This is a genomic window from Pseudomonas sp. AC169 (assembly GCF_979258515.1).
In genome coordinates this window covers 1,576,311-1,595,958 of record NZ_OZ409866.1, presented here as the reverse complement: position 1 = coordinate 1,595,958, position 19,648 = coordinate 1,576,311, and the positions used below count along the sequence as shown (strand labels likewise).

At 59.4% G+C, this 19,648-nt stretch carries 19 protein-coding genes; 4 read left to right on the top strand and 15 right to left on the bottom strand.

What is annotated here, in order from left to right:
• Window positions 1-146: 146 nt before the first annotated feature.
• The 4 genes from ACZZ0G_RS07205 to ACZZ0G_RS07190 form a co-directional block, all read right to left on the bottom strand.
• Window positions 147-1,445 (bottom strand): NAD(P)/FAD-dependent oxidoreductase, encoded by a 1,299-nt coding sequence (locus ACZZ0G_RS07205; RefSeq protein WP_016986237.1) that lies wholly within the window; start codon window positions 1,443-1,445, stop codon window positions 147-149.
• 66 nt (window positions 1,446-1,511) lie between these two features.
• Complete coding sequence (locus ACZZ0G_RS07200; RefSeq protein WP_007909875.1) at window positions 1,512-1,685, bottom strand: DUF3094 domain-containing protein; 174 nt, start codon at window positions 1,683-1,685, stop codon at window positions 1,512-1,514.
• Window positions 1,686-1,736: 51 nt separating this feature from the next.
• Window positions 1,737-2,264, bottom strand: coding sequence for an MOSC domain-containing protein (locus ACZZ0G_RS07195; protein ID WP_463555735.1), 528 nt, complete (start codon window positions 2,262-2,264; stop codon window positions 1,737-1,739).
• The gene (locus tag ACZZ0G_RS07190; protein WP_007909887.1) at window positions 2,261-2,887 is read right to left on the bottom strand and encodes a DUF1780 domain-containing protein; all 627 of its coding nucleotides are present in this window, start codon (window positions 2,885-2,887) and stop codon (window positions 2,261-2,263) included. Before ACZZ0G_RS07190 ends, ACZZ0G_RS07195 begins: the two co-directional genes overlap by 4 nt.
• A gap of 117 nt (window positions 2,888-3,004) precedes the next feature.
• On the opposite strand from ACZZ0G_RS07190, the gene ACZZ0G_RS07185 reads away from it, so the two are divergent.
• Window positions 3,005-3,694 (top strand): energy-coupling factor ABC transporter permease, encoded by a 690-nt coding sequence (locus ACZZ0G_RS07185; RefSeq protein ID WP_463394870.1) that lies wholly within the window; start codon window positions 3,005-3,007, stop codon window positions 3,692-3,694.
• A gap of 65 nt (window positions 3,695-3,759) precedes the next feature.
• Window positions 3,760-3,975 carry a hypothetical protein gene (locus ACZZ0G_RS07180; protein WP_007909901.1) on the top strand — a complete coding sequence of 72 codons (216 nt, stop codon included), beginning with the start codon at window positions 3,760-3,762 and terminating at the stop codon, window positions 3,973-3,975.
• A gap of 6 nt (window positions 3,976-3,981) precedes the next feature.
• On the opposite strand, the gene yacG is transcribed toward ACZZ0G_RS07180, so the two are convergent.
• Genes yacG through pilB form a run of 5 tightly spaced genes read right to left on the bottom strand, consistent with a single transcriptional unit; the run spans window position 3,982 to window position 8,593 of the window.
• Window positions 3,982-4,182 carry a DNA gyrase inhibitor YacG gene (gene yacG, locus ACZZ0G_RS07175; RefSeq protein WP_454565951.1) on the bottom strand — a complete coding sequence of 67 codons (201 nt, stop codon included), beginning with the start codon at window positions 4,180-4,182 and terminating at the stop codon, window positions 3,982-3,984.
• Entirely contained in the window at window positions 4,179-4,802 is a 624-nt protein-coding gene (gene coaE, locus ACZZ0G_RS07170; protein WP_463555734.1) for a dephospho-CoA kinase, read from the bottom strand. The genes yacG and coaE overlap by 4 nt, the downstream gene beginning before the upstream one ends.
• Window positions 4,799-5,671 (bottom strand): prepilin peptidase, encoded by an 873-nt coding sequence (locus ACZZ0G_RS07165; RefSeq protein ID WP_463555733.1) that lies wholly within the window; start codon window positions 5,669-5,671, stop codon window positions 4,799-4,801. Before ACZZ0G_RS07165 ends, coaE begins: the two co-directional genes overlap by 4 nt.
• Window position 5,672: 1 nt before the next feature.
• Complete coding sequence (locus ACZZ0G_RS07160) at window positions 5,673-6,890, bottom strand: type II secretion system F family protein (protein WP_463555732.1); 1,218 nt, start codon at window positions 6,888-6,890, stop codon at window positions 5,673-5,675.
• Between the two features lie 2 nt (window positions 6,891-6,892).
• Entirely contained in the window at window positions 6,893-8,593 is a 1,701-nt protein-coding gene (gene pilB, locus ACZZ0G_RS07155) for a type IV-A pilus assembly ATPase PilB (protein WP_463555731.1), read from the bottom strand.
• Between the two features lie 226 nt (window positions 8,594-8,819).
• On the opposite strand from pilB, the gene ACZZ0G_RS07150 reads away from it, so the two are divergent.
• Together ACZZ0G_RS07150 and ACZZ0G_RS07145 are read left to right on the top strand one after the other, a co-directional pair.
• On the top strand, window positions 8,820-9,251 hold the full coding sequence (locus ACZZ0G_RS07150) for a pilin (protein WP_007909907.1): 432 nt from the start codon (window positions 8,820-8,822) through the stop codon (window positions 9,249-9,251).
• A gap of 297 nt (window positions 9,252-9,548) precedes the next feature.
• Window positions 9,549-9,905 carry a BON domain-containing protein gene (locus ACZZ0G_RS07145; RefSeq protein WP_038369042.1) on the top strand — a complete coding sequence of 119 codons (357 nt, stop codon included), beginning with the start codon at window positions 9,549-9,551 and terminating at the stop codon, window positions 9,903-9,905.
• A gap of 270 nt (window positions 9,906-10,175) precedes the next feature.
• Here ACZZ0G_RS07145 and ACZZ0G_RS07140 read toward each other — a convergent pair whose 3' ends face one another.
• From ACZZ0G_RS07140 to pgi, 6 genes are all read right to left on the bottom strand, one after another.
• The gene (locus ACZZ0G_RS07140) at window positions 10,176-10,472 is read right to left on the bottom strand and encodes a DUF2845 domain-containing protein (protein WP_463555730.1); all 297 of its coding nucleotides are present in this window, start codon (window positions 10,470-10,472) and stop codon (window positions 10,176-10,178) included.
• On the bottom strand, window positions 10,472-13,423 hold the full coding sequence (locus ACZZ0G_RS07135) for a DUF748 domain-containing protein (RefSeq protein WP_463555729.1): 2,952 nt from the start codon (window positions 13,421-13,423) through the stop codon (window positions 10,472-10,474). Before ACZZ0G_RS07135 ends, ACZZ0G_RS07140 begins: the two co-directional genes overlap by 1 nt.
• A 220-nt stretch (window positions 13,424-13,643) precedes the next feature.
• Entirely contained in the window at window positions 13,644-14,660 is a 1,017-nt protein-coding gene (locus ACZZ0G_RS07130) for a class I SAM-dependent rRNA methyltransferase (protein WP_463555728.1), read from the bottom strand.
• Window positions 14,661-14,791: 131 nt separating this feature from the next.
• Complete coding sequence (locus ACZZ0G_RS07125; RefSeq protein WP_463555727.1) at window positions 14,792-15,664, bottom strand: oxygenase MpaB family protein; 873 nt, start codon at window positions 15,662-15,664, stop codon at window positions 14,792-14,794.
• 51 nt (window positions 15,665-15,715) lie between these two features.
• Window positions 15,716-17,653 carry an acetate--CoA ligase gene (gene acs / locus ACZZ0G_RS07120; RefSeq protein ID WP_463555726.1) on the bottom strand — a complete coding sequence of 646 codons (1,938 nt, stop codon included), beginning with the start codon at window positions 17,651-17,653 and terminating at the stop codon, window positions 15,716-15,718.
• A 314-nt stretch (window positions 17,654-17,967) separates the two neighbouring features.
• On the bottom strand, window positions 17,968-19,632 hold the full coding sequence (gene pgi, locus ACZZ0G_RS07115; RefSeq protein WP_463555725.1) for a glucose-6-phosphate isomerase: 1,665 nt from the start codon (window positions 19,630-19,632) through the stop codon (window positions 17,968-17,970).
• Window positions 19,633-19,648 lie beyond the last annotated feature (16 nt).

The following is a 19,648-nucleotide window of genomic DNA, read 5'->3' as shown; positions in this document are numbered from 1 at the left end:
AGCGGGGCGGGGATACAGTACGAAACAGATCTTTCGATTAACACAAAACATTGTGGGAGCGAGCCTGCTCGCGAAAGCGTTCTGTCAGTCAATGTTGCTGCGACTGATCCAAAGCTTTCGCGAGCAAGCTCGCTCCCACAGGTTTTTTAGTGCAGTTTCAAGCGCGGTTCAGTGCCACGGCCAATCTTGCTGCCCAGCATCAGCATCGCCGTGCGGAATGGGCCGTACAGCGCCATCTGGTGCATGCGATACAGCGACACGTAAAACATCCGCGCCAGCCAGCCTTCGAGCATCACACTGCCGGTGAGGTTACCCATCAGGTTACCCACAGCCGAGAAACGCGACAGCGAGATCAGCGAGCCGTAGTCGGTGTACTTGTACTCCGGCAGGGTCTTGCCTTCGATGCGCAACTTCAGCGATTTGGCCAGCAGCGACGCCTGTTGGTGCGCGGCTTGCGCCCGTGGCGGCACGTTGCGATCGGTGCCTGGTTGCGGACAGGCCGCGCAATCGCCGAAGGCAAAGATGTTTTCATCGCGGGTCGTTTGCAGGGTCGGCAGCACTTGCAGCTGATTGATGCGGTTGGTTTCCAGGCCGTCGATGTCCTTGAGGAAGCCCGGTGCGCGAATGCCCGCAGCCCAAACCTTCAGGCTGGCCTTGATCTCGTTGCCATCGGCGGTGATAAGGCTGTCAGCCGTTACTTCGCTCACCGAAGCGTTGGTCATCACATTGACCCCGAGTTTCTCCAGAGTCTTGTGCACCGGCCCGCTGATGCGCTCGGGCAGGGCAGGCAACACCCGTGGCCCGGCTTCGATCAGGGTAATGTGCATGTTTTCCGGTTTGATCCGGTCCAGACCATAAGCCGCCAGTTCATGGGCGGCGTTGTGCAGTTCTGCTGCCAGTTCGACGCCTGTGGCGCCAGCGCCGACGATCGCGACGCTGATCTGCTCGACCACATCGGTTTGCCCGGCGTGTGCACGAAGATAGTGGTTGAGCAGTTGCTGGTGGAAACGCTCGGCCTGTTTGCGGGTATCGAGGAACAGGCAGTGCTGCGCTGCGCCCTGAGTACCGAAATCGTTGGTGGTGCTGCCGACGCTGATCACCAGCGAGTCGTACTGCACTTCACGCGCCGGCACCAGTTCTACGCCGTTTTCGTCGTAGGTGGCGGCCAGCTGGATTTTCTTCTGCGCGCGATCGAGCCCGCTCATGCGCCCCAGCTGGAACTCGAAGTGGTTCCATTTCGCCTGGGCAACATAGTTGAGTTCGTCTTCGGAGGAGTTCAGCGATCCGGCGGCCACTTCGTGCAGCAGTGGTTTCCAGATGTGCGTCAGATTGGCGTCGACCAGCATCACACTGGCCGTGCCGCGCTTGCCCAGAGTCTTACCCAGACGGGTAGCCAACTCCAGACCGCCGGCGCCGCCGCCGACAATAACAATACGATGAGACATGGGGATAACTCGCAAGGTTTTTAAAGGAAATCTTTGTCGTCGTTACCCAAGCGAGCGCGATGCAGCTCATAGCGTCAGGTAACTGATAAATCGGCTCAACAGGCCCAGACCAATGGTCACTGCCAGCACCAGCACCAAGAGCATCCACGGCCGGAAAGGCCGGCGCTCGACTCGGTGTTGGGACAGTTGCAGGTACTCTTCGACATGTTTCTGGTCTTCGGGGTTCAGGCGGCTGGTCATATTTGCCTCGTCAGGTAGACGTTGCTGAATGGGCAGAAGCTACAGCGGTTTTTATCCGGGGTTGAACGCAGCATAGCCGCTGTCCGGAACCGGTTCGACGCTCACGCTATCTTCGAGGCGAATGATCCCGCTTTGTAACACCCGTGCGGTAATTCCGCCATGCCCGCGCACGGCTTGAAAAGTGCCCGGCCCGAGGTTGTTCTGCAGACGTGCGCAGGGCTGACACCAGCCTGTGGTTTCGAATATTGCCTGACCGATGCGAAAACGCCGACCCTTGAGACTAAACAAATTGATACCGCTGATAACGAGATTGCGCCGCAGATCTTCAGGTTTCACCGGTTGATCATCGGGGCGGCCCATCAATGCGTTGATCACCGCCAGATGTTCCCATTGAATCAGCGTTACCTGGCGCGCATTGCGCACACCGGGGCGCGCATGATCGCCGGTCAGCCCGGCCTCAAGTCGCGCCTCCACGGCATCCAGTTCGAGCATCGGCCCACGGGATTCAGGGCGCACGCCAATCCAGCGCACACGTCCGGTCTGCGGTACATCGGCGATCAATTGCTGAAGCGGCGTCACAGGCTGATCCCGACATCGAAGACGATGCTGCGGCCGAGGTTGCTGCGCAGAAAATCCGGCGCATCCGGGTGGGCGAACAGCACGCGGGCGAAGGTCGGGCCGACGAGGGACAGCGAGCGCCAGCCTTGGCGCAGATATTCAGTAGGCGGGGGGAAATGACTGTTCAGGTCCAGCACCTCACGTTTAAGACTGGCGAAGGCGATGATATCCAGTTCGCCGAGATCCATGCCGCGTTCCTTGTAGTTGTGCGCCTTTTTGCGCAACGTCGGTGCCAGTCGCAGCAGAAATTCATTGGCCGGAATCCGCTTGGGCTTGGCTTCACGGCGCACCAGTTGGCTGAGAGAAAAGGCGCTGCGTCGTCGCTGCAGTTCATCGCGCCATTCGTCGTTGAGCCGGCGGCCCTCGTCGAGCACGAAGAACACCTCGAAATTGGCATCACGAAACAGCACGTCCGGTGGCTCGCCGGCCGGCGCGAATTCGTCAGCACGATAGGGAATGTTCAGGCCTTGCAGCAGGCGTTGGCAAACCCAACGCTCACGCTCCCATTTGCGGGCATTGGACAGAAAGGCGTTGGCCTGCTCGGCCGCGATGGTCAGCAGGCGTAAATAATCTGAGTCATCCATAGGCCCAAGCTTAGCGTTCAAATGCTACAAGCAGAAAGCTTTGCTTGGGCTGATGCTCACGGGGGCGCGGTGTAGACTGCGACAAGACGGTAAGCCCATGGAAAAAATGAGGGAATCATGATCGGTGTCGAACTGCTGTCCTCGGCGAGCCTGACGCTCGGCTGGCTGATCTATCTGCCGGTGCTGCTGTGGGCGATCGTGCGCGCGCCGTGGGTCGAGTTGTTCAGTGACAGTCGGCGTCAGCATCTGTTGTTTGGCACCGTGTTCGCGTTGTTTCTGTTGTGGCTGGTGCGCAGGGATTTCGACACGGGCGTGTCTTATCACTTTATCGGCATGACCGCGGTCACACTGTTGCTGGATTGGCCGCTGGCGATTGTCGGTGGCCTGGTCGCGCAGATCGGTCTGGTGTTGTTGGGCCGTCAGGACCTGTTGGCTGTCGGGGTCAATGGTTCGCTGCTGATTCTGTTACCGGTGTTGATCACCGAATGCGTAGCGATCCTCGTTGAGCGCGCGCAGCCGCGTAACCCGTTCGTCTATATCTTCTGCTCCGGATTCTTCGCCGCTGCGCTTTCAGCCCTGTTGTGCCTGATTCTGAGCCTGACGCTGCTGTGGTACGACGGGCTCTTTGCCATGCCGGAGTGGCTGGAGGATTTCGTCGGTTATCTGTGGCTGCTGCTGTTTCCCGAGGCGTTCATCAACGGCATGGTCGTCAGTGCGCTGGTGGTGTTCTGCCCGGAATGGCTCGAGACGTTCAATCGCACACGCTACCTTTCGGCGCCGTGGAAGGACGACGACCCCAAGTCTTGATCCATATCAAACCCGTCAGACGCGGGAAATTTCATGCTCGCGCAAATCCCTTCAGGAGCAGCGGCATGAGTGTTTACGAGTGGGCAAGGCAGGAAACCCGGCAGAGTCTGGACATGGCGCAGGAGGTGGGCTTTGACCCGGGCTTGAGTTTGCGCGCCTTGCTCAGTGCGGTGGTGCAGCAGAGCAAGGCGGTGCGCAACGCCGAAGACCTGGCTGACGAGTTGCGCTTTCTCGCGGAAAACCTCGACGACGATCAGGACTACGGCTTTATGCGGCCCTGATCCGGGTCAGTGACGCGGATCGAAATCGCCGGAAAACAGCTCGTCCTCGGCATCCGGTGCGACCGGAATCTTGTGTTCTTCCGACGCCCAGGCGCCGAGGTCGATCAGTTTGCAGCGATCGGAGCAGAACGGGCGAAACTTGTTTTCAGGGGTGAACTCAACGGGCGCGCCGCAGGTTGGGCATTCAACGGTAGAAATCTGGCTCATGCTTGGCCTCCGGTTAAAGTCAGGTAAAAGTGATGCAGACGCTCGACCTCGCTGTGCAGCCAGGCGAGGTCGCGGTCGTTGACCACCACGTCGTCGGCACGGCTCACACGGTCTTCGCGGCTCGACTGCGCCTTGAGGATCGCCTGAACCTGCTGCTCGCTGGTCTGGTCACGCTGCAAAGTGCGTTCGATCTGCAATTGTTGCGGGGCGTCGATCACTAGGATGCGCTGGGTCATCGCGTATTGCCCGGATTCGATCAGCAGCGGCGACACCAGAATCGCGTAAGGCGATTTTGCCAGCGCCAGATGATGAGCGATTTCCTCGGCGATCAACGGATGCAGCAGTGCTTCGAGCCAGCGACGCTGCTCCGGTACTTCGAAGATCAGTTTGCGCAGCGCGGCGCGGTCCAGCGTGCCATCGGCCTGCAACACGCCGGGGCCAAAGTGTTCGGCGATCTTCGCCAGCGCCGGACGCCCCGGCTCAACCACCCAGCGCGCCGCATGATCAGCATCCACCACATGGATACCCAGATCAATGAAGTGCTGGGCGGCTGCGCTTTTGCCGCTGCCGATGCCGCCGGTGAGGCCGAGAATCCAGGGTTTTTCCACAGGGGTATTCATTTCAAACCGACAAACTGCCAATAGAAGTCGGTTATTTGACCACCCCAGAGCAAGGCAATCCAGCCGGCAATGGCCAGATAAGGGCCGAAGGGGATCGGCGTCGAGGTTTTCTGCTCGCGCAGGCGCAGCAAAATCACGCCGATAATGGCGCCGACCAGCGATGACAACAGGATGGTCAGCGGCAGAATCTGCCAGCCGCCCCACGCGCCGAGCAACGCCAACAACTTGAAATCACCGTGGCCGATGCCGTCCTTGCCGGTCAGCAGTTTGAACAGCCAGAACACTGACCACAGCGCCAGGTAGCCGGCCACCGCGCCCCACAGCGCATCGTGCAAGGGTACGAACAGACCGAAACTGTTGACGATCAGTCCGAGCCACAGCAACGGCAGCACCAGCACATCGGGTAGCAGTTGATGCTCTGTGTCGATCAGACTCATCGCCAGCAGACCCCAGGTGAGGAAGATCAGCAGGCATGCCGCCCAACCGAAACCCAAGTGCCAGGCGATGAAAGCCGAAAGCAGCCCGCAGGCCAGTTCGGTCAGCGGATAACGCTTGCTGATGGGCGCAGCGCACGCTGAACAGCGCCCGCGCAACCACAGATAACTGAGCAGGGGAATGTTTTCCCACGGACGAATCCGGTGGGTGCAATGTGGGCACTCCGAGTGCGGCAGCATCAGGTTGTAGGTGGGCTGCGGCGTTTCGCCGGGCAAACCGAGCACGTCGTGGGCCTGCTGACGCCAATCGCGTTCGAGCATTTTCGGCAGGCGCCAGATCAGCACGTTGAGGAAGCTGCCAACCACCAGACCCAGCAGCAGGGCGGTGAAAACAAAGGCCAGCGGATACAGGACAAACAGTTCGTCGATAGGCATGTCAGATCGCTGAGCCGAGCTGGAAAATCGGCAGGTACATGGCCACCACCAGACCACCGACGATCACCCCCAGTACAACCATGATGAACGGCTCCATGAGACTGGTGAGATTGTCGACCATGTTATCCACTTCGTCCTCGTAAAACCCCGCGACTTTGTCGAGCATCTCGTCCAGCGCGCCGGACTCTTCGCCAATCGCGGTCATCTGCACCGCCATGTTGGGAAAAACCCCGGTGCTGCGCATCGAGAAATTCAGCTGCATGCCAGTGGAAACGTCTTGGCGAATGCGCAACACGGCTCGCTTGAACACCACGTTGCCAGTGGCGCCGGCCACCGAATCGAGGGCTTCCACCAGCGGCACACCGGCGGCAAACGTGGTCGACAAGGTTCGGGCAAATCGCGCCACGGCGGACTTGTACATCAGCGTGCCCACCAGTGGCAGCTTCAGCAGCCAAGTGTCTTTGCGATCGCGCAAGGCCTGAGATGTTTTCAGTGCGTGGCGGGACCCGAAAATTGCCGCGACCAGCGCACCGAGAATCGCCCACCACCATTGCTGCATGAACTCCGAAAGGCTGATCACCATGAGAGTGAAGGCCGGCAGTTCGGCACCAAAACCCGAAAACACCGACTGAAACTGCGGCACCACTTTTACCAGCAGGATCCCGGTCACTACCGCCGCCACCAACACCACTGCGGTGGGATAGGTCATGGCTTTCTTGATCTTGGCCTTGAGGGCTTCGCTTTTTTCCTTATAGGTCGCGACGCGTTCAAGCAGGGTGTCGAGGGCGCCGGACTGCTCGCCGGCATCGACCAGATTGCAGTACAACTCGTCGAAATACTGCGGCTTCTTGCGCAGGGCCGTGGCGAAGCTGTTACCCGCCGCGACCTCTTGTTTCACCTCGTCTACCAATTTGCGCATGGCCGGGTTTTCAAAGCCTTCACCGATGATATCGAACGACTGCAATAGCGGTACGCCGGCCTTCATCATGGTCGCCATCTGCCGGGTGAACAGGGCGATATCCTGCGCCTTGATGCGTTTGCCAAAGCTCAACAGCGATGCAGACTTTTTGCGCACCTTGCCGGGATTGATCCCCTGTTTGCGCAGTTGTGCCTTGATCAACGCTGGGTTCTGTCCGCTCAACTCACCGGTGACTTTGCTGCCTTTCCTGTCTGTACCTTCCCAGGCATAAACACTGATTTTCGCTGCTTTGACCGCCATGTTCAGTCCTTGGTGACCCGGTTGATTTCTTCAAGGCTGGTGATGCCTTGCATGGCCTTGTGCAGCCCGGAGGTGCGCAGGTCGTCGAAGCCGTCGCGGCGCATCTGCAGGTCGATTTCCAGCGAATTGCCCTCGGCCATGATCAAGCGTTGCAGTTCCGCTGTGTTTTTCACCACTTCATATATCCCCACGCGTCCTTTGTAGCCGCCGTTGCAGTGATCGCAACCGACCGGCTCGTAGATCGTGAAATGGCCGATGCGTTCCTCGGGGAAGCCTTCCTTGATCAAGGTTTCGCGCGGGATCTCGATGGCTTTCTTGCAGTGGCTGCAGAGCTTGCGTGCCAGGCGCTGGGCGATGATCAGGCTGACCGAGGTGGCGATGTTGAAGCCGGGAATGCCCATGTTGTGCAGGCGGGTCAGGGTTTCCGCGGCGCTGTTGGTGTGCAGGGTCGAGAGCACCAGGTGACCGGTTTGCGCGGCTTTGATCGCGATTTCGGCGGTTTCCAGATCGCGGATCTCGCCGACCATGATCACATCCGGGTCTTGGCGCAGAAACGAGCGCAGTGCCTGGGCAAAGTCGAGTCCCTGTTTGGGATTGACGTTGACCTGATTAATGCCTTCCATGTTGATCTCCACCGGGTCTTCGGCGGTGGAGATATTGATGTCCACGGTGTTGAGGATATTCAGGCCGGTGTACAGCGATACGGTTTTCCCCGAGCCGGTGGGGCCGGTGACCAGAATCATCCCCTGTGGCTGCTTGAGCGCGGCCATGTACAAGTCTTTCTGCACGGGCTCGTAGCCGAGCGCGTCGATGCCAATCTGTGCGCTGGATGGGTCGAGAATCCGGATCACCACTTTTTCGCCCCACAGGGTCGGCAGGGTGTTGACCCGGAAATCGATTGACTTGCTTTTCGACAAGCGCATCTTGATCCGCCCGTCCTGGGGTTTGCGGCGTTCCGAAATATCGAGGCTGGCCATGACTTTCAGGCGTGCGGCAATACGCCCGGCCAGTTGAATCGGCGGTTTCGCCACTTCGCGCAAAATGCCGTCGGTGCGCACCCGAACCCGGTAGTTCTTCTCGTAAGGTTCGAAGTGCAGGTCGGAAGAGCCGCTCTTGATCGCGTCGAGCAGCATCTTGTGAACGAAGCGCACCACCGGCGCATCGTCGGCGTCGAGGCCAGCGATGGCGTCCTGTTTGCTGTCGTCGATGGATTCGACATCGAGGCCATCAAGATCGACATCGGCCATGTCTTCCAGACCACTGGCGTGGGTGTCGAAGAATTTCTCGATGGCATCGCTGAGCTTGTCGTCCTCGACCAGAATGGCTTCGGTGCTCAGCCCTGTGCTGAACTGGATGTCGTTGATCGCTTGATGGTTGCTCGGGTCGGAAATGCCCACGAACAGTTTATTGCCACGCCGCCACAGGGGCAGGGCATGGTGTTGACGCACCAGTTTTTCGCTGACCAGGCCTTTGGGCTGGGTTTCCTTGTCGAGGCAGTTGAGATCGAGGAACGCCATACCGAAATGTTCGGAGGCGATCTCGGCGACCTGTGAGCTTTTCACCAGTTTGTTTTGCACCAGATAGCTGACCAGCGACAGGCGATTGCGCTGGGCCTGTTGCCAGGCTTGCTGGGCACCTTTTTCCGTGAGCAGTTCGGCCTGCACCAATTGCTTGGCCAGACCGCTCAGAGCGATGTCATTCATGGGGATTCCGCACGCTTGCAGTTCATGACTTATAGCCTAGTCAAGGGACAGCGCCAAACACGGCCAGTGCAGGTGACAAAAAGTGTCAGATAGTGCGGTTGCAGGTTGTAGGAAATGGCGTTGCCCAGGCTTCGCGCCCAATGGGCGGGGCCTGGAGGGCATTGGCATGGCCTATGCTGCACCCCTTTCAGATCATGAGATTTCGACTCATGCATGGAGCGTGTCTATGAAAAAACAACAAGGTTTTACTCTGATCGAGCTGCTGATCGTGGTGGCGATCATCGGGATTCTGGCGACCATCGCCTTGCCGCAGTATTCCAAGTATCAGGCGCGGTCGAAGGTGACCGCGGGGCTGGCGGAAATCAGTGCGATGAAGGTGCCGTTCGAAGACACCATCAACCAGGGTACCGACCCGACGCTGACGCTGGTGGCCGGTAGTGCCACCGTCACAACGTCCAATTGCGCCGTGACGGCATCGGGCACCGCCTCAACCGGGGCCGGCACCATTGTCTGCACAATCAAGAACGCTCCTGGCCCGGTTCTGGACAAAACCATCACCCTGACCCGTTCATCGGGCACCGGTGCTGGCGTCTGGACTTGCGGCACCACCGTGGCACCGGACTACTCACCGAAAGGCTGCACCGCCAGCGGTACATAAGCGGTCAGTGATGTGCTCGAAAATGCCCCGCAATGCGGGGCATTTTTCATTGCGCGGCACTTCACAAAAGCTTCAATAATTTCAGCGCCTTAGGAACTTTCCGAAAAACCGTAACTTGCATGTCGATAATTCGAAGGTCATGCAAATTGCATGATTTCGAAAATTTCGCCAATTCATAACTTGTTGATTATAAAGAAATTATAGCTTTTAAAAAGTTGGCACAGCGTTCGCAACTACCTTGGTAACCCTGCTGACAAGACAACCAGCAGACTTTCCAGAAAAACAGGAGTTACTCGTATGAAGAAGTTCGCTATCACTGCCGCTGCTGCTACCGCGCTGACCCTGACCATGGCTTCCGGTGCATTCGCACAATCCACTCAGGCTACCCAGGCTCCAATGACTCTGGCTGCCGGTGAAGTCACCCAGGCTAAAGAAGCTACTTCCGACACCTGGATCACCACTAAAGTCAAAAGCGATCTGGTCACCGAAAAAGGCATCCCAGGCACTGACATCAAAGTAGAAACCAATAAAGGTGTTGTGTCGCTGTCGTCGACTGTAGCTATCACCGAAGCTCAGAAAACCACAGCCGTTAACATCACCAAGAAAATCAAAGGCGTCAAAGCGGTTTCCGCTGACGGCCTGAAAGCCGAGTAAGGCATGACTTCTCGCCTGGACCGGGAGAAGACGCGACAGACGGGCCGAGCAATACGTCTGCCGCAACTTTAGAGTTCATGCGAACGGTCACACGGATGTGACCATTACAGGCCCCGCCACTTGTGTCGGGGCCTGTTCTATTTCAGGGGCAACACAAAACTATTGTGGGAGCGAGCTTGCTCGCGAAAGCGGTATATCAGTCACAACGGAGTTGGCTGACCTGACGCCTTCGCGAGCAAGCTCGCTCCCACATGGGATAAGTGAGTTGCTCTAGTTGCCGCGTTTGCTGGTGATCTGGCGCAGGCGATTGCCTTCGAAACGCAGGTATTGGTACATGCCGTTGCTCGGGCCGTAGGTCCATTCCTCGACCTGAAACTCTTCGCGGCGGTTGGCACTGCGCTTGTAGCCCAACACATCGCGGCTGACCGGCTCACCGCACTTTTGCAGGACTTCGCTGGAGCGGTCGCCGAGGCTGATCAACTGACTGCCACAGCGCAGCGTGTCGGACGCCGAGACGTGACTGGCGGCGAGCGTCATTGCGATCAAAGCCAGCCACTGTAGTTTCATCACTCGGCATCCAGATGCATTTGCGTCACCACGCGGCCATCGCTCTCGGCCTCACCAAGATTGGCATCGATGAAGTACACACGGTCGTCTGCCAGTTGACCTTTATCGACTAGATAATCCTTGATGCTGCTGGCACGGTCCTGACCCAACTGACGCAACAACACATCGCTGCCACTCCAGAACTGGATTACGCCTTCGCGCATCTTCGCCGTACGTTCTTCCTTGCCCAGATCCTTCCATTCGGCAGGCGGCTGGGTTTTCAAACGGGTACGGTAGATGCCTTCGAGCAGTGGACCTTTTTCGCTGTCCGGCACTTGAATCAGGGACGCCTGAGCCGGCACCTTGTCGCCGCGTCGCTGCAGCATCTTGTAGTAGTTGTACTGGTATTCACGTTCCAGACGTTGCTCGGCGAGCAACGGGCCGTCACTGCTTTTGGCTGCCGTGCCTTCGATTTCCAGACGCAGTGCCGGACGTTCCTTCAGTGCCTGGGACAGTTTGACCAGCGCGGCTTCGGCGTCCTTGTTCAGCTCGCTGGAACCCGGTGCGAACGACACGGTGCCGAGATCTTGCGAACCGCCACCACTGACCAGCCCGCCAATCATCTTGAACGGTGCGGCAGCGGCTTTGACGATCAGGTTACGCAGGGTCTGCCAGACAATCGGCATGACACTGAACTGCGGGTTGTTCAAATCACCGGTCACCGGCAACTCGATGGAAATCTTGCCGTCGACGTCCTTGAGTAGGGCAATTGCCAGTTTCAGTGGCAGGCTCACGGCATCCGGACTGTCGACCTTTTCCCCGAGCTGCAACTGCTCGACCACCACTTTGTTTTCGGCTTTGAGCTGGCCCTTGGTGATCAGATAGTGCAGGTCGAGATTGAGCCGGCCCTTGCGGATGCGGTAGCCGGCGAATTTGCCGGAGTAGGGCGTCAGGGTGGTCAGTTCGACGCGTTTGAAACTGGTGGCGATGTCGAGGCTGGCCATCGGGTCGAACGGATTGACCGCGCCCTTGATGGTCACCGGTGCATAGCGGTCGACCTTGCCTTTGATGTCGACGCTGGCCGGTTTCGCCTGACGGCTGTCGATGGTGCCGATCTGGCCATTGAGCTGCTGGACCGCCGTGGCGAAGTTCGGCGTCAGGCTGAAGTCTGCGAAGTTGGCCGAGCCGTCGTTGATGGCGATGCCACCGATGTGAATGCCTAGCGGTTTGTCGTTGCTGGCCGGTTTCGCTGCTGCGCTTTTTGCGCCACTGTCGGCGGGCTGCGGGATCAGCAGGTCATCAATGTTGGTGGTGCGATCGTCGTTGATCATGAATCGCGCATACGGCTGGAACAGGTTGACCTTGTCGATCGACAGGCTGTCGCCGTGCTGATAATTCAGGCCTTCGACCACTACTTGCTGCCACTTGAGGAAGTCGCGGGTTTTCAGGGTGTCGAGGGTGTGCAGTTGATCGATCTGCGCCCGTCCGGTAACGCTGAGCGCCAGCGGTTCGGTGCTCTTGAGGTTGACCTTCAGGTCGCTGCCGAGCATGCCGCTGCGCAGTTCCAGGCGAATGAACGGATTGATGTAGGACTGTGCGACACGCAGGTCGATATCCTGGGTCTTCACGTTGAGCTGGGCGTTGACCGGGGCGAGATTGACCGTGCCGTCTGCGGTGATCTTGCCTTGCTTGCCCACGCCGCCATCGAGCTTGAGCTTGAAGGGCGAACCATTGAGGCTGTCGAAATCCTGCAGATCGACATTCAGCGGGGTGATGTCCAGTGCCACTGCCGGTTTGGCCGAGCGGTCGGCCAGATGCACGGTGTAGTCGCGCAATTGCACGTCTTTGAGCAGCACTTGCCATGGTTTGCCTGGCGCAGTGGATTCTGGCTTCGGCGAGTCCGCAGCGGCCGGCGTGCTTGCAGGTTCAGCGGCGGCTTTGGCCGCAGGTTTCGACGGCTGGCTGGCGAACAGCTTCTGCCAATCGAGTTGGCCGTCGGCCTCAAGCCCTGCCCAAGTCTCCAGTTTCTGGCTGCGGATCTTGCCGACCACCACCTGCTGCCTGGCCAGATCAACGCTGGTTTCGCTGACGTCCAGACGTTCGAGTTTCGCCAGTGGGCGTCCATCCGGTGCCTTGATCGCGAACGGCGCGATGCTCACCGCCACGTTGTTCAACTGCAGTTCGGTTTCTTTCGACAGATTGAGTTTGTAGTCGGTGCTGAGGCTGATCACGCCGTCTTCGAGCACCAATGGCACCGAGTCACGAACGTAGGGCCAGAAGGCTTTCATCTTGCCGTCGGTGACTTTCAGGGTGCCTTCGGAGGTGAACGGGATCAGGCTGAAATTACCGGCCCAGTCGATACGCCCACCTTGCGGGCCGATGGCGACCAAAGTCATGTCGGCGCTGTCTTCGGGCAGGGTGCTGAGGTTTTTCAGTTCGAAGCTGAGGTCGTCGTAGAGGAACTCGATCGGCTCGCTCGGGCGCACGTCTTGAAAGTGCACGACGCCGCCGGCCAGTTTGATGTTGTCGATGCGCAGCGGGAAGGGCTTGGCGTTCGGATCGGCCGGTGTTGGCTCGCTGGCCGGGACATTGAACAGGCTGAGCAGGTTGAGCTTGCCGTCTTTGGCGAAGAGGATTTCGCTCTTCGGTTTGTCCAGTTCGATGTTCGCCAGATGCAGGGCTTTGGTCCACAGACTGTCGATTTGCAGGTCGGCATACAGACGATCGAAGCCGATCTGCTCCTTGCCGGGTTCGCCGATCACCAGTCCCCACAGGGTGACTTCCAGGCTGAACGGGTTGAGCTCGATACGCTGAATGTGCGCCGGCACCGTCGCGTAGTTGGCCAGTTGTTGATTGGCTACCCGCAAAGCGATGCCGGGCAAAATCAGAAACCCCAGCAGGCTGTAGAGGGCCAGAGCAGTCAACAGGGCGCCAATCGCGCGAATCAATCCTTTGGGCATGTGCGGCTTCATCTGTCTGAATCGGAGTGCCTTGGAGTATGGCACGCGATTCTGGTTCCGAAGTAACAGCCGTGCTACAGGATTGTTCAGATTTCTCTGTAATCACAAAACACTGTGGGAGCGAGCTTGCTCGCGAAAGCGGTCGTCCAGTTGATAAACATGCCGACTGACACGACGCCTTCGCGAGCAAGCTCGCTCCCACAGAGGAACAGTTGTTAGCCGCGCGGGCGGTTCAGAGCTGCAGGATCAGGGTTTTCAGCGGCGGTTGCTGATCCATCGACGGGAAGTCGGCGCCCGGGGTCATCACTTGCCAGTCTCGCACCGGCCGGCCGGCCTTTTCGGCGCAGCGCAGCACCTGCTCGCGCCAGTCGTCCATGCTGACTTTCGCCAGATTGTTGCAGCAAATGAGTACGCCGTTGTCTGCGGTGGTCAGCAGCGCCGGCTTGAGCAGGCTCTGATAGTCGCGCAGCAAATCGACGGTGCCGAATGCGCTCTTGGCCCAGGCGGGCGGATCGAGCAGGACCAGATCGTACTGGCGCTGATCGAGGCGCTGGTAACTCGGCAGCTTCTGCCCGCGGCGCTGGCTGATCGGCAGGCCGGCGAGTTGGCGGATCGCCGGGAAGTAGTCCGACTGGATGAATTGCATCTCGGGCAACTGCGGGTTGAGCAGACCGTTTTCACGACCGACCGCCAGATTACCTTCGGCGAAATCCAGGTTGCACACCTCACTCGCCCCGCCGGCAGCGGCACTGAGGCCGACGCCGCAGGTGTAGGCGAACAGGTTGAGTACGGACTTGCCTTTGGCGTGATCCTTGACCCAGCCGCGGGTGTTGCGCAGATCGAGGAACAGCAGCGGATCCTGCCCGGCATGACGCCCGCGCACCCGGTAATTCAGGCCCCATTCATGACCGACCAGATCGGACAGCGCAGCGTCGTCGGCCTTGTAGACGCTGTCTTCGCGATCAATGCGCGAGTTGCCACGGGAACGGTCGTTGTAGACCAGCAGGGTTTCCAGGCCCAGTGCCTGATTGACCATGGCGTGCAGTTGCAGCAAGTCGTCACGTTCCAGCGTCTGGTGAAAGCTTTGCACCAGCAGTTGCGGGCCGTAGCGGTCGATGGTCAGACCGCCGGCGCCTTCCTGGCTGCCGTGGAACAGCCGATAGCAATCGGTGCCTTGGCTATGCAGCTCAGCGAGCAAGTCCTGGCGTTGATCGAGGGCGGCGCGCAGCGCCTGATTCAAGGAAGACATGCGGGCGCCTTGCTGGAGAGAATTGGGGCGCGGGAGTTTAGCAGTTACTGAGCTGCAAGCTCCAAGCTTCAAGCTTCAAGCTTCAAGCTCAAAACTTGCAGCTTGCAGCTTGCAGCTTGCAGCTCTGAGCGTCAGCGAAGCAGCCCCATCCGCCGTTTGGCCCGTTGTACCGAGCCATTGCGCATCGCCCAGCGCAGCATCGGTGCGCTACGTTTGACGCTGGCGCGAATCAGTTGACGTTGCAGCGAACTCTGCCGCACATCGAGCATGTCGCTCGCCCAGTCCGGCAGCAGATCAATGCCAGCCTTCATCATCAAATCGCCAAACGGCCGCGCCAGAACACTCGGCGCCGGCGCGTCGAGCAGCAGACGCAAGACTTCACGGCTGCGCTCGTCGCACAGCAACTGCGGGCGCATGCGTTGCAGATACTCGGCCACGGCTTGCCGCGATTTCGGTACATCGCGTGCACCTAGTCGCTCGGCAATCACAGCGATCTCGGCGTAATAACGATCCTGATCCGCCCCCGACAACTGCGGGTTGCGATAACGCAAATGCGCGGCGAGAAAGTTACTGACTTCGGCCACATGTACCCACGTCAGCAAATCCGGGTCGCTCGCCGCGTAGGGCCGACCATCCGGTGCAGTGCCGACCACCTGCAAGTGGATGGTGCGCACCTTCTCGATCAACCAGTCGGCGTCGCGTCGCGAGCCGAACGTCGTGCCGGAGACAAACTGGCTGGTGCGCCGCAAGCGCCCGAGCATGTCCTGACGAAAGTTCGAATGATCCCAAACCCCGGCCAGCGCCAGTGGGTGCAAGGCTTGCAGCAACAATGCACTGATGCCACCGATCAACATGCTGCTGAAGTCTCCATGCACCTGCCAACTGACTGAGTCGGGGCCGAACAGGCCGGGATCGCCCTTGGGGTTTTCCAGATCGAGTTGGCCGAGGGACAGCCCGGTCAGGCTCATGAGTTGGTTTTCGATACGACTGCGGATGAATTCCATGACCACTCAGTGAGAAGGGCGGACGCGGCCGGTTGACCGCGCCCGGGGAAGTTACTGATTGAGGCGCTTGTCGATCAAGCCCTGCACCACGCTCGGGTCGGCCAGGGTCGAAGTGTCGCCGAGGCTGTCGAGTTCGTTGCAGGCGATCTTGCGCAGGATGCGCCGCATGATCTTGCCTGAGCGGGTTTTCGGCAAGGCCGGCGCCCACTGGATCAGGTCCGGTTTGGCGAAACTGCCGATTTCCTTGCTGACGTGGGCCAGCAGTTCTTTCTTCAGTTCGTCATTCGCTTCGGTGCCGTTCATGGGGGTGACGAAGGCGTAGATGCCCTGACCTTTGACGTCGTGCGGGTAACCGACCACGGCGGCCTCGGCGATGCTGTCGTGCAGCACCAGTGCGCTTTCCACTTCAGCGGTGCCGATACGGTGGCCGGAAACGTTGATCACGTCGTCGATGCGCCCGGTGATCCAGTAATCGCCATCCTCATCGCGGCGTGCGCCGTCGCCGGTGAAGTAGTAACCGGGGTAGGGTTTGAAATAGGTGTCGACCATCCGCTGCGGGTCGCCATAGACGCTGCGGATCTGCGCCGGCCAACTGGATTTGATCGCCAGCACGCCGCTGCCGGCACCTTTGATTTCCTTGCCGTGCTCATCAAGCAACACCGGTTGCACGCCGAACATCGGCTGCGTGGCGCAGCCGGGTTTGATTCGCTGGGCGCTGACCAGCGGGCTGAGCATGATGCCGCCGGTTTCGGTTTGCCACCAGGTATCGACAATCGGGCAGCGTTGTTCGCCGACCACGTTGAAATACCATTCCCACGCTTCCGGGTTGATTGGCTCGCCGACGCTGCCGAGTAATCTGAGGCTGGCGCGCGAGGTTTCTTTCAACGGTTCGGCGCCTTCGCGCATCAACGCGCGCAGAGCGGTCGGTGCGGTATAGAAGATGTTGACCTTGTGTTTATCGATCACCTGCCAGAAGCGTGAACTGCTCGGATAACTCGGCACGCCTTCGAACATCAGCGTGGTCGCGCCGTTGGCCAGCGGACCGTAGACGATGTAGCTGTGGCCGGTGACCCAGCCGACGTCGGCGGTACACCAGAACACTTCGCCGTCGCGGTAATCGAGCACGTATTTGAAGGTCATCGCCGCTTGCAGCAGATAGCCGCCGGTGGTGTGCAGCACACCTTTGGGTTTGCCGGTGCTGCCGGAGGTGTAGAGGATGAACAACGGATCTTCGGCGTCCATCGGTTCCGGCGGGCAATCGTCGCTGACGTCGCGCACGGCCTGGTGATACCAGAGATCGCGGCCCTCGACCCAGTCGACTTGGCCTTGGCTGCGTTCGACTACCACCACAGTGCTGACGTCCGGGCAACTCTGCAGGGCTTTGTCGACGTTCTGCTTCAGCGGCACGAACTTGCCACCGCGCACGCCTTCGTCGGCGGTGATCACCGTGCGGCAATCGGCATCGAGAATGCGATCACGCAGGGAGTCGGGGGAAAAACCGCCAAACACCACCGAGTGAATCGCGCCGATCCGCGAACACGCGAGCATGGCGTAAGCGGCTTCGGGGATCATCGGCATGTAGATGCACACCCGATCGCCTTTCTTCACGCCACGGCTTTTCAGCACGTTGGCCAAGCGGCAGACATGGTGGTGGAGTTTTTTGTAAGTGATGTGTGCCGATTCGGCCGGGTCGTCGCCTTCCCAGAGCAGGGCGGTCTGATCGCCGCGCTGGTCGAGGTGACGGTCGATGCAGTTGTAGCTGACGTTCAGTTTGCCCCCGGCAAACCAGGCGGCTTCACCGGTTTTCAGGTCATAGCGCTGAACGGTCTGCCACGGCGTGCTCCAGTCGAGGAAACGCGTGGCCTGTTCGGCCCAGAAGGCCGTGGGGTGTTCAATGGATTCGCGGTACAGGCGCTGATAGTCGTCCTGACTCAACTGAGCAGCCCGGCGGACGGCATCGGCTTTGGGGAACGTGCTGATATCGAACATGACGGTTCCTTATTCTTGTGGTGCGACAAGGATAAAGATGCGCCGATAGGCGCAAGGGTTCAAGGCCGCACCTCACCCTAACCCTCTCCCAAAGGGAGAGGGTTAGGGTGAGGTGGCTTGATACATCGACTTGAAATTCCTGAGTCGAACTCAAGTATTGAAAAGCGTGAAAATCGGCTCCCTTTCCCCCTCTACCCCTTGGGGGAGAGGGCTGGGGTGAGGGGGAAGCGATTTGGCTGTCACCGCGAAATCAACGCCAAACGCCAGACGAAAAAAAGCCCCTGAACTTCAGGGGCTCTCTATCAAGCAACTGATCAACCGCGGTGACGACCGCGGAAGTAGTTGATCAGGCCCTGGGTGGAAGGATCATCGGCAGTGGTCTCATCGCTGCCCACCAGGCGGTTGTAAACGCCTTTGCCCAGTTCCTTGCCCAGTTCCACGCCCCACTGGTCGAAGGCGTTGATGCCCCAGACCACGCTTTGCACGAACACCTTGTGCTCATACATCGCCACCAGAGCACCGAGACGACGCGGGCTGATGCGTTCGACCACGATGGTGTTGCTCGGACGGTTGCCCGGGATCACCTTGTGCGGCGCGAGTTTGTGCACCTGCTCTTCGCTCATGCCCTTGTCGCGCAGTTCCTGCTCGGCTTCCGGCAGGGTCTTGCCGAGCATCAGCGCCTGGCTTTGCGACAGGCAGTTGGCGTACAGCCACTGATGATGGTCGGAAACCGGGTTGAAGCTGACGATCGGCACGATGAAATCGGCCGGGATCAACTGCGAACCTTGATGCAGCAACTGGTGATAGGCGTGCTGACCGTTGCAGCCGACGCCGCCCCAGATCACTGGACCGGTATCGGTCGACACCGGGGTGCCGTCCTGACGCACGCTCTTGCCGTTGGATTCCATGTCCAGCTGTTGCAAGTGCTTGGTGATATTACGCAGGTAATGGTCGTACGGCAGGATCGCGTGGCTTTGCGCGCCCCAGAAGTTGCCGTACCACACACCGAGCAGGGCCAGCAACACCGGCATGTTCTGTTCAAACGGCGCGGTCTGGAAGTGCTGGTCCATGGTGTAGGCACCGGACAGCAGTTCCTTGAAGTTGGACATGCCGATGGCCAGGGCGATCGGCAAACCAATGGCCGACCACAGCGAATAACGACCGCCGACCCAGTCCCACATCGGGAAGATGTTTTCTTCGCGAATACCGAACGCCACGGCCGCGGCGTTGTTGCTCGAGACGGCGATGAAGTGACGATACAGCTCGGCTTCCGAACCGCCCTGCGCCAGGTACCAGGCACGCGCAGCCTGGGCGTTCTTCAGGGTTTCGAGGGTGTTGAAGGATTTCGACGAAACGATGAACAGCGTGGTCTCGGCGCGCAGTTTCTGCGTCAGCTCGTGGAACTCGCTGCCATCGATGTTTGCCAGGTAGTGGCAACGCACGCCTTTCTGCGCGTACGACAGCAACGCTTCGGAAACCAGCTCGGGGCCGAGGAAAGAGCCACCGATGCCGATGTTGACCACGTCAGTGATCGGCTTCTCGGTGTAACCACGCCACAGACCGTCGTGGATGCGGCCAACCAGATCGGTGATCTGGTTCAAAACCTTGTGGACTTCCGGCATCACGTTGACGCCGTTGACCGACAGCTTGTCGCCCACCGGGCGACGCAGGGCGGTGTGCAGCGCCGGGCGGCCTTCGGAAGTGTTGACGATTTCGCCTTCAAACAGCGCTTTGATCGCGCCTTTGAGGTCGACTTCATTGGCCAGACCGACCAACAGGTCGCGGGTCTGGGCGTTGATCAAATTCTTCGAATAATCGAGAAACAGTCCGCAACTGCTGAGGGTGAACTGGTTGAAGCGCTGCGGATCGGCGTTGAAGGCTTCGCGCATGCTGAAATCCTGCATGGCTTGGCGGTGATCTTTCAACGCTTGCCAGGCGGGCAGAGCGGTAACGTCTTGAGGAGTGAGGTAATACGCCATCGCTGCGGTTTTCCTT